Annotated in this window: 15 protein-coding genes; 6 read left to right on the top strand and 9 right to left on the bottom strand. The window is 68.0% G+C overall.

What is annotated here, in order from left to right; translation table 11 throughout:
- The coding region (locus D0C15_RS32495; protein ID WP_162830352.1) for a serine/threonine-protein kinase at positions 1 to 1,203 on the bottom strand (1,203 nt) is incomplete at its 3' end.
- 93 nt (positions 1,204 to 1,296) lie between these two features.
- Entirely contained in the window at positions 1,297 to 2,436 is a 1,140-nt protein-coding gene (locus tag D0C15_RS32490) for a CaiB/BaiF CoA transferase family protein (RefSeq protein WP_245976490.1), read from the bottom strand.
- 73 nt (positions 2,437 to 2,509) lie between these two features.
- Between D0C15_RS32490 and D0C15_RS32485 the strand changes: the two genes are divergently transcribed.
- The 4 genes from D0C15_RS32485 (at position 2,510) to D0C15_RS34405 (ending at position 6,409) form a co-directional block, all read left to right on the top strand.
- On the top strand, positions 2,510 to 3,679 hold the full coding sequence (locus tag D0C15_RS32485) for an acyl-CoA dehydrogenase family protein (protein WP_116051886.1): 1,170 nt from the start codon (positions 2,510 to 2,512) through the stop codon (positions 3,677 to 3,679).
- Positions 3,676 to 4,356 carry a GntR family transcriptional regulator gene (locus D0C15_RS32480; RefSeq protein ID WP_116051885.1) on the top strand — a complete coding sequence of 227 codons (681 nt, stop codon included), beginning with the start codon at positions 3,676 to 3,678 and terminating at the stop codon, positions 4,354 to 4,356. The genes D0C15_RS32485 and D0C15_RS32480 overlap by 4 nt, the downstream gene beginning before the upstream one ends.
- 2 nt (positions 4,357 to 4,358) lie before the next feature.
- Positions 4,359 to 5,312: a PfkB family carbohydrate kinase gene (locus tag D0C15_RS32475; RefSeq protein WP_116051884.1), complete on the top strand. Its 954-nt coding sequence runs from the start codon at positions 4,359 to 4,361 to the stop codon at positions 5,310 to 5,312.
- A gap of 410 nt (positions 5,313 to 5,722) precedes the next feature.
- Entirely contained in the window at positions 5,723 to 6,409 is a 687-nt protein-coding gene (locus D0C15_RS34405) for a hypothetical protein (RefSeq protein ID WP_162830351.1), read from the top strand.
- An 82-nt stretch (positions 6,410 to 6,491) separates the two neighbouring features.
- On the opposite strand, the gene D0C15_RS32470 is transcribed toward D0C15_RS34405, so the two are convergent.
- Genes D0C15_RS32470 through D0C15_RS32450 form a run of 5 tightly spaced genes read right to left on the bottom strand, consistent with a single transcriptional unit; the run spans position 6,492 to position 10,593 of the window.
- Positions 6,492 to 7,718 carry a styrene monooxygenase/indole monooxygenase family protein gene (locus D0C15_RS32470; protein WP_116051883.1) on the bottom strand — a complete coding sequence of 409 codons (1,227 nt, stop codon included), beginning with the start codon at positions 7,716 to 7,718 and terminating at the stop codon, positions 6,492 to 6,494.
- 56 nt (positions 7,719 to 7,774) lie between these two features.
- Entirely contained in the window at positions 7,775 to 8,440 is a 666-nt protein-coding gene (locus D0C15_RS32465; RefSeq protein ID WP_116051882.1) for a GTP-binding protein, read from the bottom strand.
- Positions 8,415 to 8,801 carry a DUF742 domain-containing protein gene (locus D0C15_RS32460; protein WP_162830353.1) on the bottom strand — a complete coding sequence of 129 codons (387 nt, stop codon included), beginning with the start codon at positions 8,799 to 8,801 and terminating at the stop codon, positions 8,415 to 8,417. Before D0C15_RS32460 ends, D0C15_RS32465 begins: the two co-directional genes overlap by 26 nt.
- A 20-nt stretch (positions 8,802 to 8,821) precedes the next feature.
- Positions 8,822 to 9,265, bottom strand: coding sequence for a roadblock/LC7 domain-containing protein (locus tag D0C15_RS32455; RefSeq protein ID WP_116051881.1), 444 nt, complete (start codon positions 9,263 to 9,265; stop codon positions 8,822 to 8,824).
- Positions 9,262 to 10,593 carry a sensor histidine kinase gene (locus D0C15_RS32450; protein WP_116051888.1) on the bottom strand — a complete coding sequence of 444 codons (1,332 nt, stop codon included), beginning with the start codon at positions 10,591 to 10,593 and terminating at the stop codon, positions 9,262 to 9,264. The genes D0C15_RS32455 and D0C15_RS32450 overlap by 4 nt, the downstream gene beginning before the upstream one ends.
- A gap of 221 nt (positions 10,594 to 10,814) precedes the next feature.
- Between D0C15_RS32450 and D0C15_RS32445 the strand changes: the two genes are divergently transcribed.
- Complete coding sequence (locus D0C15_RS32445) at positions 10,815 to 11,300, top strand: nucleotidyltransferase domain-containing protein (RefSeq protein WP_211323408.1); 486 nt, start codon at positions 10,815 to 10,817, stop codon at positions 11,298 to 11,300.
- Between the two features lie 226 nt (positions 11,301 to 11,526).
- Complete coding sequence (locus D0C15_RS32440) at positions 11,527 to 11,943, top strand: hypothetical protein (RefSeq protein ID WP_245976488.1); 417 nt, start codon at positions 11,527 to 11,529, stop codon at positions 11,941 to 11,943.
- A 6-nt stretch (positions 11,944 to 11,949) separates the two neighbouring features.
- On the opposite strand, the gene D0C15_RS32435 is transcribed toward D0C15_RS32440, so the two are convergent.
- Complete coding sequence (locus tag D0C15_RS32435) at positions 11,950 to 13,440, bottom strand: cellulase family glycosylhydrolase (protein WP_162830350.1); 1,491 nt, start codon at positions 13,438 to 13,440, stop codon at positions 11,950 to 11,952.
- Between the two features lie 89 nt (positions 13,441 to 13,529).
- Entirely contained in the window at positions 13,530 to 15,620 is a 2,091-nt protein-coding gene (locus tag D0C15_RS32430; protein ID WP_116051878.1) for an AMP-binding protein, read from the bottom strand.
- Positions 15,621 to 15,856: the final 236 nt, after the last annotated feature.

The raw sequence follows: 15,856 nt of genomic DNA, 5'->3' as shown, positions 1-15,856 counted from the left end.
GTCGGGGGTGGGTTGGCGGTTGGGGGCGTCGACCGGTGCCGGCTTCTCGGCGGCTCGTGTGGGGGTGTTCCCGGCGGGGATCTCCGCCACCGGGGACGAGTCGCCAGCCCGGCTGGGGGAGCTTCCGTTCCAGATGATTGAGGGTGGTGTGCCGGGAGACGGCGCTCCGGTGGCCTCGTTGGGCCTCGCCTCGGTGCCCTCGTCCACGACGGTCCCGCTGTCCGGGCCGTTGAGGAACATCAGCCCCAGAGCGACGGCGGAAACCGCGGCGACCGGAGCGCCGATCGGTAACAGACCGCCCCGCAACCGACCGGCCACCGCGCTGATCCGCGCGGTATGGCCGGAGACGACCAGACTCCCGTCGGAGTGCGAGGCGGCGAGCCGCTGCGCGACCTCGTCCGCGGTTGGCCGGTTCTCGGGTTCGAGTGCGGTCATCTTTCTGAGCAGGGAACCGAACCTGCGCGACAACTTTTCCGGGATCACCGGCGAGCGGTGCAGTCTGGCCACAGCCGACTCGGCAAGTGGCCCGGGGTACTCCCGGTTGCCGGTCAGGCACTCCAGCAGTACGAGCCCCAGTGCGTACACGTCCGCGGGCGGGCCGACGTGATCGCCGCGCACCTGCTCGGGAGCGAGATAGGCGGCGGTGCCGACCACGACGCCGGTCGCGGTGACCCTGGTTCCGTCGAAGGTGTGGGCGATGCCGAAATCACCGAGTTTCGGTCCCGCGGGGCCGAGCAGCACGTTCGCCGGCTTCACGTCCCGGTGCGTGACTCCCTGCTCGTGCACGTACGCGAGCGCACGGGCGAGGCACACACCGATGTTCGCCGTCTCATCCGGGGTGAGGGGACCGCAGAGGATCCGGCCCGCCAGCGTCGGGCCGGGCACCAACTGCATCACCAGGAAGGGACTGCCCTTGTGCACGCCGGTGTCGTGCAGTGCGATGAGGTCGGGATGGTGCAGCGCGCCGAGAATGCGCAGTTCCTCCGCCTGCCGATGCTGGTCGGCACGGCGCGCGCTGGGATGGAAGAGCTTGACCGCAACCGACCGTTCGGCCGAGCGGTCCCACGCTTCGTAGACCGTTGCTGTTCCCCCGGTACCGAGCACCTCGCCGAGTTCGTAGCGCCTGGCAAGCAGGTCGGCGGCTCGGTCGTCCTCCTGCGCGGCCGCTCCAAGCGTGAAGCGGGGCTCGGTTTCCTGCCCCATATGCGCACTACCCCATCTCGTCAGGTAAAGCCCACTCGTACAAGGACACAGGAAGTTACCCGACCTGGAGTACCACCAAACAGTCTCCAAAGACTACGGTCCGTCGAATTCCTTCCCATCGAGCCGCGGTGGCGCGCTGTGATAGCGCGGGGGTGTGACGGAGAGTCCGATCGGATTTCGGGTCAGTGCCACCGCCGTCCCGTCCGCGCGCGGCAGGGTGACCACGGGATCGAGCCCGAGATCTGCCGCGAGCCGGAACGCCCCGCCGACATCGTTGACCACGCCGGCAGGCACACGTCGTGCGGTCAGCCGTTCGGCCCAGTCCTGGGCGGAACGCGTGGCGAGTCGCTCCAGCAGGGCGGCCCGCAGGTCCTGACGGTTGCGCACCCGGTCGGTGTTGCTCGCGAACCTGGTGTCGGCCGCCAGTTCCGGCGCGTCCAGCACCTCGGACAACGCGGCGAACTGACGGTCGTTGCCCACGGCCAGAACCAGTTCGCCCTCGGCGCAGGTCAGCAGTTCGTAGGGCGCGATACTCGGGTGCTGGTTGCCCATCCTGCCCGGGACGACATCGCCGGAGGTGTAGGCCGCTCCCTGGTTGACCAGCGCGGCGAGTAGTGAGGACAACAGGTCCACGTCCACCCGCTGCCCCTCGCCGGTGGCATCCCGGTGGCGTAGCGCGGCCAGGATCCCGACGCTGGCGAACAGGCCGGTGAGCACGTCCACCACAGCGACGCCGACCTTCTGCGGCTCGCCTTCGGGTTGCCCGGTGATGCTCATCAGTCCACCGAGAGCCTGGATCAGCAGGTCGTAACCGGGCAACGCGGCTCCTTGCCCGCTGCCGAACCCGGTGATCGAGCAGTACACCAGATCGGGATTGTCCGCACGTAGCACCTCGTAACCCAGCCCGAGCCGGTCCAGCACCCCTGGCCGGAAGTTCTCCACCAGGACGTCGGCCTCCAGCGCGAGCTTCCGCGCTCGCTCCAGGTCGCCGGCTTCGGTGAGGTCGAGCACGATGCTGTCCTTGTTGCGGTTGACCGACTGGAAGTAGGTCGACTCGCCGTCTTCGTCGTACGGCGGGCCCCAGGAGCGCGTCTCATCGCCGGTACCCGGGCGTTCGACCTTGGTCACGGTGGCGCCCAGATCGGCGAGCATCATCGTCGCGAACGGTCCGGCCAGCACTCGGGAGAGGTCGAGGATCCGGAGGTTGTCAAGTGCGGAGGTCACTGGAACAATAGCCCTTCGAATTTCGAAAATCGAATAAACAGAGCGTAGAGCCGCCGTATCGACCAGGTCAAGGAGTGCTTCCATGTCCCCAGCCGTCCGCCCCGAGGACTTCCTCGGCATTGACCAGTTGCTCTCCGACGAGGAGCGCGATATCAGGGACACGGTCCGTGCCTTCGTGCGCGACCGGGTCGTGCCCGAGGTCGGCGACTGGTTCGAGGAGGCCCGCATCCCCAGTGAGCTACCGGGCGAACTGGGCAGGCTCGGCGTGCTCGGCATGCACCTCGAGGGCTACGGCTGCGCCGGAACCAGCGCCACCGCGTACGGCCTCGCCTGTATGGAACTCGAAGCAGGGGACAGCGGAATCCGCAGTCTGGTGTCCGTGCAGGGATCGCTGGCCATGTACGCGATCCACCGATGGGGGTCGGAGGCGCAGAAGCAACGTTGGCTCCCGGCCATGGCCGAGGGGGAGGCCGTCGGCTGCTTCGGCCTGACCGAACCGGACTCCGGATCCGATCCCGGTTCCATGCGCACGCATGCCCGCAGGGATGGTGCCGACTGGATCCTGCACGGGCAGAAGATGTGGATCACCAACGGCTCGCTGGCCGACGTGGCGGTCGTGTGGGCCGGAACCGATGAGGGTGTCCGTGGGTTCCTGGTGCCGAAGGGGACGCCGGGGTTCAGCACGAAGGACATCCACCGCAAGCTGTCGTTGCGGGCTTCGGTGACCTCGGAACTCCTGCTCGACGACGTCCGGCTGCCCGCCGACGCGATCCTGCCCGGTGCCACTTCGCTGAAGGGGCCGCTGTCCTGCCTGAACGAGGCTCGCTACGGCATCGTCTGGGGTGCGGCGGGTGCCGCGCGCGCCTGCTTCGAGGCCGCACTCGACTACAGCACCACCCGGATCCAGTTCGACCGGCCGATCGCCTCGTTCCAGATACAGCAGCAGAAGCTCGCCATGATGGCGATGGAGGTGAACCGCGCGACGCTGCTCGCGCTGCACCTCGGCAGGCTGAAGGACGCGGGCACCCTGCGGCCGGAGCAGGTCAGCATGGGCAAGCTGGCCAACGTCAACGCGGCGCTCGAGGTGGCCAGGACGGCCCGGCAGGTTCTCGGGGCCAACGGGATCACGCTGGACTACCCGATCATCCGGCATATGAACAATCTCGAGTCCGTGGTGACCTACGAGGGCACGGCCGATGTGCACGCGCTGGTCATCGGCTCGGCGCTGACCGGGATACAGGCGTTCCGGTGACCTCGCGGGGGAGTGGGCCGGGAACCACGGCGCAGCACGCACTCGACGGGTTGCGCCGGGCGATCGTCGACGGCGAGCTGCGGCCGGGGCAGCGGGTGCTGCAGGAGGAGGTCGCCGAGACTCTCGGCGTGAGCGTGGCGCCGGTGCGCGAGGCGCTGCGGGCACTGGAGCAGGAGGGGCAGGTGGTGTACCGGCCCCGGCGCGGGTACTTCGTCACCGAGCTGCGCGCCGCCGACCTCGAGGAGATCTACGAACTGCGCCAGGTACTCGAGGAACGGGCGGCGCGACGGGCGCTGCCGACGCTCGACGCCGACGCGTTGCATCGGATCGAGCTGGCGGCCAGGGACTGCGCGGACGCGGTTGAACGAGCTGATGTCGCCGCGGAGCTGGAGGCCAACCGGCGCTTCCACTTCGCCATCCTGGAGTCGCCGGGCCAGGTGCATGTCATGCGCCTGATCCAGCTGCTCTGGGACTCCACCGAGGCCTACCGGGCGATGTACTACAACTCACCACAGGAACGGCGTGAGGCCGTGCACGCGCACGACCGCATCCTCGAAGCGGTTCGCGACCGCGAGGCCGACAGGCTGATCACCGAAATGGACGCACACCGGGATCGCGCGCTGCGGGTACTGACCGCGATACTGCCGCGGGACCCGGATCCAGCACGAGAGGGATAGGCATGCCATCAGCCCGCAGTGGCCGCAGCGCACCCGAGATCGTCGTCGTCGGAGCGATCAACGTCGACTTCGTGGTCGCGGCACCCCGCCTGCCGGGGCCTGGGGAGACCGTGGTCGGCCCCGACCTGCGCCGCTACGGGGGCGGCAAGGGAGCGAACGCCGCGGTCGCCGCCGCCCGCGCGGGCGCGGTGACGCGGCTGATCGGAGCCGTGGGTGCCGATGACACGGGGACGGCGGCGCTGGCGGAATTGCGTGCCGACGGCGTCCTCGTGGACGGCGTCGCGGAACTCGACTCGGTGGCGACCGGTGCCGCACTGATCGTTGTGGACCCCGCAGGGGAGAACCAGATCGCCGTCGGCGCGGGGGCCAACGCGGCGGTCCACGCCGACAGCGTGCGGACCGCATTACGGGAAGCGCTGCCTTCGGCGGGCTGCGTGCTGGTGAGCACCGAGATCCCCGGCGAGGCCGTTGCCGCCGCGGTGGAGACCGCGGCCACGGCCGGGGTTCCCTGTGTGCTCAACCCCGCGCCGGTGCAGCCCGTGCTCGCCGATCTGCTCCGGCACGGTCCGGTGCTCACGCCGAACGTCACCGAGGTCGCCGAACTGGCGGCCCTGCTAGGTGCGGCACCGCGGGACGGCGGGGTCACCGCCGCAGCCGAGACCGTGCTGGCCGCATCCGGGGCACCGGTCGTGGTCACCATGGGCGGCGAGGGTGCGCTGGTCCTGCTCCCCGGCGAGCCGCCCCAGCACGTCCCGCCACACCCCGCGACCGTGCGCGACACCACGGGCGCGGGGGACACCTTCAACGGTGTCCTCGCCACCAGACTCGCCGCGGGCGAGCCGCTCACAACGGCCGTGCAGGCCGCGTCGGTCGCCGCGGCGATCTCGGTCGGCGAGGTCGGCGCCCGCGCCGGCATGCCACAGGCCGCCGAAATCGAACGGGCAGTGATCGGCTGACGAACCGCAACGCCAGTTGTCCGGATGCTACGACATCGAGCGGCGCTCCCGATGTCGTCCCAACCAGTCACTCTCATGTGTTGGGTAGGCTCGGGAAATGGGGTCGAGCCGGGCAAGCGTGCATCTTTCGGTCTCGACCTGGCAGCAACCCACCCCACGTCCGGCCTCACCAGAACGCACAGCCTTGGTCGCGCAGATCATTGAGCGCATCCTGGCACTCGGCTCCGCTCGCCTGCGGGTGGGCATTGACGGGCTCAGCTTTGGTTATTGCAAGCCCTATACGGCAGGGACTATCTTCTCAAACACCACGTCGCGGGCAGTTAGGTGGGCGGGAGGTGTCGATGTTAAGCATCTCATCGGGATGCGACTCGATATTACAACCGGGTTTGCCAATACGGTGAAGAACGAATTTGATTTCCTATCTTCCCGGCGACTTTGTGGAGCGGCTGGAAATCCTGGCGACTCCCCGCGAGTACTGGCCGCAAGGGACTAGTGCGATCGTGCGAAAACATCTCGTAGCAGCAGCTGCGCTAACAGGGATTCTTACGGCCGCCGGATGCTCTAGCGAACCCGCAAACGATGGGCCTCTTGTATTGAACAACGGTGCGCCGGTGGGCTCTAGCGAGTTGTGTAGCCCGGCAACAGGTGGAGAACGAGGACATACACTGAGTGCTGAGATCGAGAACACCGGGGGCGAATCCACACTGGTTACCGATGTTTCGCTACTGGAGTCCGAATCCGCCGAAATCATCGAGGCGGTTCTTGTCCCAATCGCTGAACCAGATCCCCAAACCGGGGAAATTCACAGCATCCCCGCCAACGGCACTGGTTATCCGGCGCTGTGGAGTGAAGTGCAGCACGATACGAAACTTTCCGCTTACTATATTGAACTGGAAAAACGAGTATGGGGTGCCCGGCAACCACTTGTCGGAAGCACGATCGAGCCAGGTGATACCTGGAATATGGTACTGGGAGTTGTGGCCACAAACGTTCCCGCACGTCTGAAAGCTGTCAAGGTGGAGTACCGAGACTCATCGGACGAGACCTATGAAAGTCTTTCTGCGACTTCGCTTTCGATAAAGAATGACTGTCGATGAAATCGTCTCTGGTGCTCGCTGCTTGCTAACACGGCTGAGCACTGGCGGGAACTCGCCGACGAATTCCCGCCAGTGCTTCCGCTCAGACGCTGGCCAGGTACTTCGCGGCCTTCTCCGGGTCCATGAACCAGTGCTGGAAGTCCGAGGGGTCCTCGAAGCCGTTGGCGAAGCGGGAGGCCACCGTTGGGTTGCTGCCTGCGGCGCCGAGGATTTCCATGACGTGCGGCGGTGGTGGCTGCAGCATGGCGTTCGTCCACATCGTCACGTGCTGCGCGTACTCCCAGTACCGGTCGAACGCCCCGTGCATCCATTGCCGGTCGAACGGCTTCTCCTCGTTCTCCACAATGGACTGCAGGAAGGACGCCGCGCACTTGCTGGCGTTGTTGGAGCCCTGTCCGGTGATCGGGTCGTTGGCCACCACAACGTCGGCCATGCCCAGCACGGTGTGCCCGGAGGGCAGTTCGCCGACCGGATTGCGCACGACCGGGGTGTATCCACCCGCCAGCGTCGCGCGCGAGTCGGTGAGCTCGGCGTTGCGGGCGCGGTCGTACTCCCACGGCAGGTACTGCTTCATGAAACCGAGGATGCGGTCCAGGTGCTCCTGCGGCCCCGGCCGGTCCTGCCAGCAGTCCAGCGGCCCGCCTGGAACGCCCTCAAAGAACAGGATCTCGCAATTCCCGCTGAGCGTGTAACCGGGAATGACGAACAGTTCGCCGATGCCGGGAATGACGTTGAACCGCACCGCCGAGAAGTCCGGATGCTCGGGTCGCGGGCCCATGCCGTGCACATACGCCAGCGACAGTGCCCGCTGGGGCGAGGTGTACGGGGAGAGGTCCGGATTGCGGTCGAACAGCTGAACCAGCTCACCCTTGCCCGCGGCGACCACCGTCAGGTCGTACATGCCAGCGAGCGTGTTCAGATCGGCCGTGGTCACCCCGTGGATGATCAGTTTGCCGCCGCGCTCCTCGAACAGCTCCAGCCAGCCCGCCATCTTCACGCGCTGGTCCACCGACTGCGCGAAGTGGTCGAGCTTGCCGACCCAGTCGAGCGCCCTGCTGCTGTCCGGTGCCGCGATCGACACACCAAGGCCCTCGACCTTGACGCAGTCCTGCTCCCACAGATTCAGGCCCTCGTCCCGCTCGTGCTGCAACGCCATGTTGAACATGCACTGGGTGGACATGACGCGGCCACTCCGGATCTCGTCCGGCGTGCGCGCGGACATCACGGTGACGTCGTAGTCTCGGGCCAGCAGACTCAGTCCGAGTTGCAGCCCGGACTGGCCGGCGCCGACGATCAGAACCTTACGCATCCTTGGCATCCTCCAGTGCTCGTCGGGAAAGCAGTGCTGTCATCCATCAGTGCGCTTCACGCCCTGCTGTACTCCGACCGTGGTCGCGGTAGGTCCGTCCTTCGCCCCGACTCGGACACCTCGGCCAGCGACATCGTGTGCTCGACCACGGTCCGCAACGCCTCTGCCGCCGACGCCGGATCCCTGGCGTCACAGGTGATGAGCGGAATCTCCGGTGCGAGCGCCAGTGCGTCCCTGACCTCGTCGAGGTCGTGCTCGAGCTGCCCGTCGAACCGGTTCACCGCGACGATGAACGGCAGGTCGGAGTCGTTCTCGAAGTAGTTGATCGCCGCGAAGGACTCGTCGATGCGCCGGGTGTCCACCAGCACTATCGCGCCGAGTGCGCCACGGGACAGGTCGTCCCAGAGGAACCAGAACCTGGCCTGCCCCGGGGTGCCGAACAGGTACAGCAGCAGGTCGGAGTGCAGGGTGATGCGGCCGAAGTCCATCGCCACCGTGGTGGTGGACTTGCCCCCTCCGGGGGGCAGGTCGTCGACGTTCTCGCTGGCCTCGGTCATCCACGCGTCGGTGTTGAGTGGGGGTACCTCCGACACGGACCCGACGAGGGTCGTCTTGCCGACGCCGAAGCCGCCCGCGATGACGATCTTCGCCGAGATCGTCAGCAGACCCGCTTCGGCGCCGTTGCCGGATGCCCGTTCAGACCGGTAGCCGCTTGAGTCCATCGAGGATCCTCTCGAGCACATGCATGTCGTGTTGGTATGCGTGGGCGGTCGGGTGGATGAACAGCGCGCCCTCGGCTGCGAGATCACTGATCAGCACGCGGACCACGCCGAGTGGCTGGTTCAACGCGGCCGACAGTTCGGCGATCGAGGCCTGGCTGCGCGCCCGTTCGTACAGCGTCCGCGACTCCGGCATCAGCGCGTCGCTGAGCGCGGGATCGTACTGCGGAACGGAGACGAGTGTCTCCACCAGGAGCTGGTGACTTGTTCTGGTCCGGCCTCCGGTGAGTGCGTAGGGCCGGACCCGCCTGCTGCGCTTCTTCCGAGGCGGCAGGTCGGAGGCGTCCTCGCTGGACACAGTGATCACATCCTTGTCCAGGCCGCTCAGGCCTGCGGGCGGCGGGCGGTGAGCACGCGCCGCAGATCGGCGCGGATCTCGGGGGTCAGTGCGTGGCCCGCGTTGGTGACGAACTGGGTCATCTCGTAGGCGACGACCTTCATGTCGCACTCGGGCCCGGTGAGCACGGCGAGTCCTGCGCCGACGCCGATGCTCATGAAGAGGAAGTACCCGCGGCTGAGCCGGATGATGATCTGCTCACAGTTGCCCTTGTCGAACAGCGCCGCGCTGTTGCCCGCGAGACTCAGCAGACCACTGGAGATCGCGGCGAGTTGCTCGGCGTCGTCACTGCTGACGGCGTCCGACGCGGTGAGCGGGAAGCCGTCAGAGGACATGATCAGTGCGTGGGTGACGCCATGCACCTTCCGCACGAAGTCGTTGAGCAACCAGGTGAAGTCGGATTTGCCGGTGGTGTTGTTGGCGGCCGTCACGGCGTCTTTCCCTCGGGTGGTGTCGCTGAGCCGGAGTTGCTCGTGGCTGTGTCGTTCGTGCTGTCCTGTGCGCTTGCCTGCTGCTCATCGCGCGCGGCCTGCTCGCCGTCGGAGAAGGCGCCGAGATCGGCGAGTAGCTGGTCATGACCTTCCGAGACGCCGTCGCCCTCGGCGGTGGCATCTTCGGGGGCCTGCTGCGGATCGGTGTCCTTGATACTTCGTGACACCCGGCGGGGCAGGCCGCCGGGAGTGGTGCCACCGGAGGCAGGGGCGGGGGCGGGTGAGGGTTTACGCCTCGTCAGCGGCGGAGCATGCTGGCCTGCCGGCGCGGTCGTCCGGTTCCCGCTCCTGCGGGGCAGGCCCGCGCTCGACTGGGCCCTCGGTGCCGATCGCTCGCGGTCGCCGCCCGCGCCCGCCTGCGGGAAGACCACGGTCTGCGCGCCGGACCAGCTGGCCTCGGGCAGCTCGCATACGAGCCCTGCGGGCAGCAGGATGGTCGCGGTGGTGCCGTGCGGCATCCGCCGGTCCAGGTGCACCCGCATGTCGTGGCGGTCCGCGAGCCTGCGCACGACGGCGAGGCCCATATGCCGAACCGAATCGTCATCGAGTACGGGCGCTGCCGAAAGCCGGTGGTTGAGCTCGTTCAGCCGATCAGGGGGAAGGCCGATCCCCTCGTCCTCGATACGCAGCAGCACACTGCCCTGCTCGGTGAGGTGTGCGCTCACCCGCACCGCGGAGTTCGGCGGTGACTGGTTGGCGGCGTTGTCCAGTACCTCGGCCAGCAGCCTGCTCAGGTCCTCCGCGGCGAACCCGACGACGCCGAGCGAGACGACCCTGCCGATGGTGACCCGGGTGTAGTGGTCGATCGAGGACATCGCCGCGCGGACGACGTCGACCAGCGAAGCCGTATCCGCTCCGGAATCGTCGGAGTCCCTGCCCGCGAGCACCCGCAGGTTCTCCGCGTTGCGTCGCAGACGGGTCGCGGTGTGGTCGAGGCGGTAGAGCTCGGCGAGGCGGTCCTGGTCCTCCTCCTTCGCCTCCATCTCCTCGAGCTGGGCCAGCAGGCTGTCGACCAGGTTGAGGTCGCGCAGCGCGATACTGGAGCAGATGCCCACCAGTGCCTCCGCGGCCTGCCGGTCCGGAGTCTGGGGCAGTGGAGCGCTCGCCCGGGTTGCCGTCGCTTCTGCCGTCCCCGCGTTGAGGGCGAGGTGCGCGCGTCCGGTGTTGTCGAGGTCGGTGTTCTCCAGAAGTCGGGCTGCCACCACGACGCGCGATCGGTCGAGGAGCGACCGCGAGCGATTGAGCAGTTCCCGAGCCCGCGTCGCCATGTAGTTCACTACCTTCTCGTCGCTGTGTGCGGGTCCTGTCGGCCAGCCTCTGCGGCGGCAACGGCAGCTATGCAATCAGAGACCGTGATGCTTGTCCACAACGGGTCCCCGGCTCATCGCTGCGTGTCATCGACCTTGCTCCAGAAGGATGTCGAGCGTCACTTTTGTGTTCGCGATCCCGCACACGGATCCGGCTGCCGGTGCACCGGTGTGGTCCATCCGTGGACACGGGAACGGCGCTGTCCGAGGTGCTTCAACCGGCGTGGCCCGTGGCCGGACCGAGCACGATCCTGGACAATGCCGGTATGGAGGTCGATGAAGGGTTGGTCGCCGACTCGCTGAGGCACGCGGGAGCATGCTTCGCGTTCGTCCACGGAAGCCGTGTGACTACGAGCGCCACCTCGGCTAACTCGGATCTCGACGTCGGGGCCTGGTGGCCCGGGGATGCCCCGGCCTCGTGGGAGGTCGACGTTCCCAGCTATGTGGACCTCGTCGTACTCAACACGGCTCCGCTCTGGCTTGCCGGTCGTATCGCACAGTACGGCCGGTTGTTGTTCGAGGACGACATCAGTGCGCGGGTAGCGTGGCAAGCGGACACCCGCCTGCGCTTCTTGGACGAAATACCCGCCGTTCGCCGGCGTTATTCGGCTCGCCTCGACCAGATCGCTCAGCTCGCCAGCCGGAAGGTCACACCGCGCCATGGTTGATGTCGAGCGAGTCGCGGGCCTGCTCGACCGCCTCGCTGAGGATATACGGGCCCTTCGCAACTACCGTGACAACCACAGTCGGCTTCCGGGCAACCCGACACTGCGGTAGTTCGACACCTCGAACACCTTGGGACCTTGAGGAGTTCGCGGGGCAAGTGGCCATCTGGATCAAGCGCCAGTAGCGGCCCGCGATCCCCGCACACGAGTCCGCTTTCCGTGTTCCGGTGTGCGTTTGACGTCGGACGATCCAGGGCATCACCTGTACATGCCGCATCTGACTCGCCTGCTCGGACTGGCCACCGCCGGCTATGGCGCCGCGATCATCATCCGGCCGGAGTTGCTGGCCCGGCCGTGCGGGCTGGCCGGGGAGCACGACCAGGTGTCATCGAAGGAGGCAATGCTCATCGGGGCCATCGGACTGCGCGATCTCGCTTCGGGAGCCGCGATGCTGCTCGCACCACCCGGCCGTCCCCGGCAGATCGCGGTGGGAGTCCGGGTGCTGTCCGACACCGGGGACGCGGTGCTGTTCGGCACGCGGCTGCCCGACCGGGGTAAGCGCAGGTTCGTCGCCACCTTCGCCATGGGCTTCGCCGCGCTCTGCGCCGCGAGCACCCTGCTTCCGGGTAAGGATCCTGAATCCTGACCGGCGTCAGCCCCTGCCGGTGATGGTCACCGTGACCGGCTCCGTGCCGTCGGACTCGACGAGTATCCGGTTGCCGACGGCCGTTCCCGTGGTGCTTCCACCTGCGACGGTGACGTCGTATCCACCGGGATAGTGCAGCGGGCTGACGAAGATCTCGGTCGGTGCGGCCGCCTCGCGGGGCTGGTAGCGATAGTGGAAATCGCCCGTGCCCGGGTCGAAGGTCAGCTCGAGCGGGGTCCCCGCGGTCGCCTGCGGGTAGGTGCGCACCAGCGTGCGCAGCTTCTCCGGCTTACCGCTGCCGAGGTCCGCGTCGTCATGGAAGAGCCCCTGCGCCTGATCCGCGGTGGTGGGGTCGTTCCACTGCTTGTACGCCCAGTGCATCCAGCTGGTGAAATGCCGGTCGGCGACCGCGGTGTCGATCGCGAGGGCTTCGATGTCGTCGGTCGCACCGAACTCCGACATCAGCCCGGCCGCGTGCATCCGCTCGCCCTGCTCGAGCGCCGCGCGGTTGCGCTCGTCGCTGAACTCGGCGCACTTCGAGACGTCCGACCCCGGCAGGCCCTGCGATTCGAGGAACACCTCGGGGCAGTAGTTGTGCCACGAGTAGCCGAGCTGGTCCTCGCCTTCGACGGGGGTGAAGAACGTGGGGACCTGCTGCCCGCCCGCGAACTGCTGCGGCTCGAACCAGACCAGCCCGTCCGGATCGGCCTCCCGGACGGCGGCCAGTGCCTGTTCGAAGGCGGGCTGGAGTTCCCGGGAGTACGTTCCCGCGCATCCGGTGATCAGGCAGTCGCCCCACTCGAGCCCAGCCCACGGCTCGTTCAACAGGTCGTAGCCCATCGAGTAGGGCTGGTCCCGCCACCGCTGCGCCACGACGCGCCACGCCGCCGCCCAGCCGGCCAGCAGGTCGTCCTTGCCTGCCCAGAACCGGTCGTACACAGTGGACAGTTCAGGGGTCCAGTAGCCGAACGGGAACGGCGCGGTGACTGGGGGCAGCAGGCTGAACGGCAGCGGCCGGTGGACAGCCCAGCCGGGCACACCGCCGCCGCCGTAGGTCTCGTGCCACTGGTCCTGATGGAAGTCGAATTGCAGCCAGATCCGGCGCTCGGCGAGCAGGTCGACGATGCGGTCCCACCTGTCGAGGTAGTTCTCGTCCGCCACCCCGGGCGCGTCCGGGGTGACCCCCGCCCACAGTGTGCCGATGCGCGCGCCGTTGAATCCGTGCTCGGCGAGCCAGTCGGCGTCCGCGGACGTAAATCCCTCCGGGGAGTCCGGCGGTACGTAGGGCTCGTGTTTCCACACCAGATTCACTCCGTGCAGCAGCACGATCCGCCCGTGCTGGTCGACCAGCCACCGGCCGTCGCGTTGCAGGACGGGTGGCTGCGCCGCGTCCCCGGGCGCTGGCCGTGCGGTCGCCGTCCCCGCCGTCGAAGCCAGCAGCACGGCCAGCAGCACCAGGCAGGAGAGCCGGAGTCGGCGGAGCCGGTGTCCACGCACAGCGATACCTCCGGGGCGCGAGCGTTCACCCGAACCGCAAAAGTAGAACATGTTTCATGCATGCGCGTCCAGTGTGCGTGACTCCCGCGCTACCAGTCGCCGTCCTCCAGCAGCCGCTTGAGGATCTTGCCGGTGGCGTTGCGCGGCAGTTCGGACACGAAGGTCACCTCGCGCGGAACGCAGAACCGCGCCAGTCTGCCGTGCACGTAGCCCTGCACCGTGTCCTCATCGAGCCGGGCACCTTCGCGTAGTGCGACAAAAGCCACCAGGCGCTGCCCGTACTCCGCGTCCGGCACACCGATCACGGCTGCCTCTCGCACCTGGGGCAACGCCGCGAGGATCTCCTCCACCGAACGCGGGAACACGTTCTCCCCGCCGGACACGATCATCTCGTCGTCCCGGCCCGCGACGAACAACCGGCCGTCCGCGTCGAGAAAGCCCTGGTCGCCGGTGTTCATCAGCTCGTGCTCGATCTCGTTGGTGAGGCCGTCGGTGTAGCCCTCGAAAAGCATGTCGTTGCCGACGAAGATCCGTCCCACCGCCCCCGGTGGCGCGGGCGTCGAGGTGCGGCCGAGGATCGCGATCCTGGTGCCCAGAGGCGGACGTCCCGCCGTCGTGGGGGCGGCCCGCAGGTCGGCGGGATCGGCGATGCTCGCCCAGGAGACCTCGGTGGAGCCGTAGAGGTTGTAGAGCACGTCGCCGAACGCGTCCATGAACCCGTCGACCAGCGAGGCGGGCAGCGCGGATCCGCTGCTCGCGACGATGCGCAGGCACGAGGTGTCGTATCTGGCGCGGACCTCGGCCGGCAGGTCGAGCATCCGCTGCAACATCACCGGCACCGCGAACAGCGCCGTGCACCGGTGCTCCGCGATGGTCCGCAGCGCGTCCTCCGCGTCGAACCGCCTCCGCAGGACCAGCGTGGCCCGCAGTGGCATACCGAGCTGCAACGCGGCGAGTCCCCAGGTGTGGAACAGCGGAGCGGCGACCAGGATCCGTTCCCCCGCTCGCAGCGGGATCCGGGACAGGATCGCGGACGCGTCACCGAGCCCGTTCGGTGTCGGCCTGCGAGCTCCTTTCGGCGTGCCGGTGGTGCCGGAGGTCAGCACCACGAGCCTGCCGGGTTCCTCCGGTGGCCGCAGCTGTTCCGCGGAACCGTGCTCGGCGAGCCGGTCGACGGTCGGCGCGCGATCCTCGAGCCGGTGCGCTCCTGCTCCGTCCGACCACGTGGTGATCCGGAAGACGTCCGGGCCGAGGTAGCGCGCCAGCGCCGAGAACTCGTCGTCGGCCAGCAGCACTCTCGCACTGTGCCGCTGCACGACGGTGGTCAGCTGCTGAGCCGACATCCCCGTGTTCAGCAGGAGTACGTGGGCACCGAGCTTGCCGCACGCGACGAGGGCCTCGACCATCGCGCCGTGGTTGCGGCAGATCATCGCCACCTGCGTACCGGCGCTCACCCCGGCCTGGGCCAGCCCGTTGGCGAGCCTGGTGCTGCGTTCGTCCACCTCGCCGAAGGTGCGCCCGCCGCGTTCGTCGATGAACGCGGGCTCGTCCGGCCCCCGTCCCGCAGCGGCCCGGTAGCCACCCGCGACAGTCGGACCCCACCTGGCCAGTGAGCTGAGCTGGCGGATCATCCGGTCCGGCCGCGACGGTGCCAGCACGCCCGCCTCGACCAGCGTCTGCGCCACGGCGAGTGTCGAGGCCTTGCGGCCCTGTCCGGTCAGCGCCGCGGGTTGCCCCGCCAGATGATCGCCGAGGCGCCGCAGCACCTCGTCCAGCAGGTCCTGCAGCCTGCGCCGGGCTGCAGACCTGGTCACCGCCGTGCCGTGGATCTTCGTGTCCGGTGGCAGCCCGAGCACGGCGTTCAGGACGGTCTGCCCGTCCCCGGTGTCCTTCAGCCGGATCGAGAACCACCGGCGCTCGTCGAGGACGCTGGTCCACACGACCTGTTCACCGCGACGATGCACCAGTGCGCGGACCTCGTCCCGCAGGACCGCACCGTCGTCGAAGCGGGCGCGGACGGAGTAGCGGATCTCCTGGTCGGTGTTCCTGGCTGTGAGCCGCTCACAGTAGGTGAGGCCACGGACGAAGCGCGGGTACAACTCGGGCGAACCGACGACCGCCCAGACCCGGTTTCGCGCGTGCGGAAGCACCCCTTGCAGCTCAACGCACTCGCTCTGCATTCCCCGACCGGTCCCGTTCGTAGTGGGCGAACTGGAGTCCACGGAGTATGCCCAGCACACCGAAGGGCGACAACCCGAAACGGCGTGGCGGTGCGAAGCCGTCAGTACGCAGGACTAAGGTGGAACACCCGGCCGCGCGCGTTGCCGGTTGATCCACTCAGGGGAGGTTTTCGCTGGTGTCGAACGATTCCTTCGTCCACCTGCACGTGCACACCGAGTACTCGATGCTCGATGGC

It is taken from the genome of Amycolatopsis palatopharyngis (genome assembly GCF_003385185.1).
Classification (GTDB): Bacteria; Actinomycetota; Actinomycetes; order Mycobacteriales; family Pseudonocardiaceae; genus Amycolatopsis; species Amycolatopsis palatopharyngis.
This window is presented reverse-complemented; position numbering and strand designations above follow the sequence as displayed.

What these genes read in the sequence shown, in the direction of transcription:
- D0C15_RS32485 (WP_116051886.1), top strand. Translation starts at nt 2,510, where the DNA reads ATGTCCCCAGCCGTCCGCCCCGAGGACTTCCTCGGCATTGACCAGTTG.
- D0C15_RS32475 (WP_116051884.1), top strand. Translation starts at nt 4,359, where the DNA reads ATGCCATCAGCCCGCAGTGGCCGCAGCGCACCCGAGATCGTCGTCGTC.
- D0C15_RS32470 (WP_116051883.1), bottom strand. Translation starts at nt 7,718, where the DNA reads ATGCGTAAGGTTCTGATCGTCGGCGCCGGCCAGTCCGGGCTGCAACTC.
- D0C15_RS32465 (WP_116051882.1), bottom strand. Translation starts at nt 8,440, where the DNA reads ATGGACTCAAGCGGCTACCGGTCTGAACGGGCATCCGGCAACGGCGCC.
- D0C15_RS32450 (WP_116051888.1), bottom strand. Translation starts at nt 10,593, where the DNA reads ATGGCGACGCGGGCTCGGGAACTGCTCAATCGCTCGCGGTCGCTCCTC.
- D0C15_RS32430 (WP_116051878.1), bottom strand. Translation starts at nt 15,620, where the DNA reads ATGCAGAGCGAGTGCGTTGAGCTGCAAGGGGTGCTTCCGCACGCGCGA.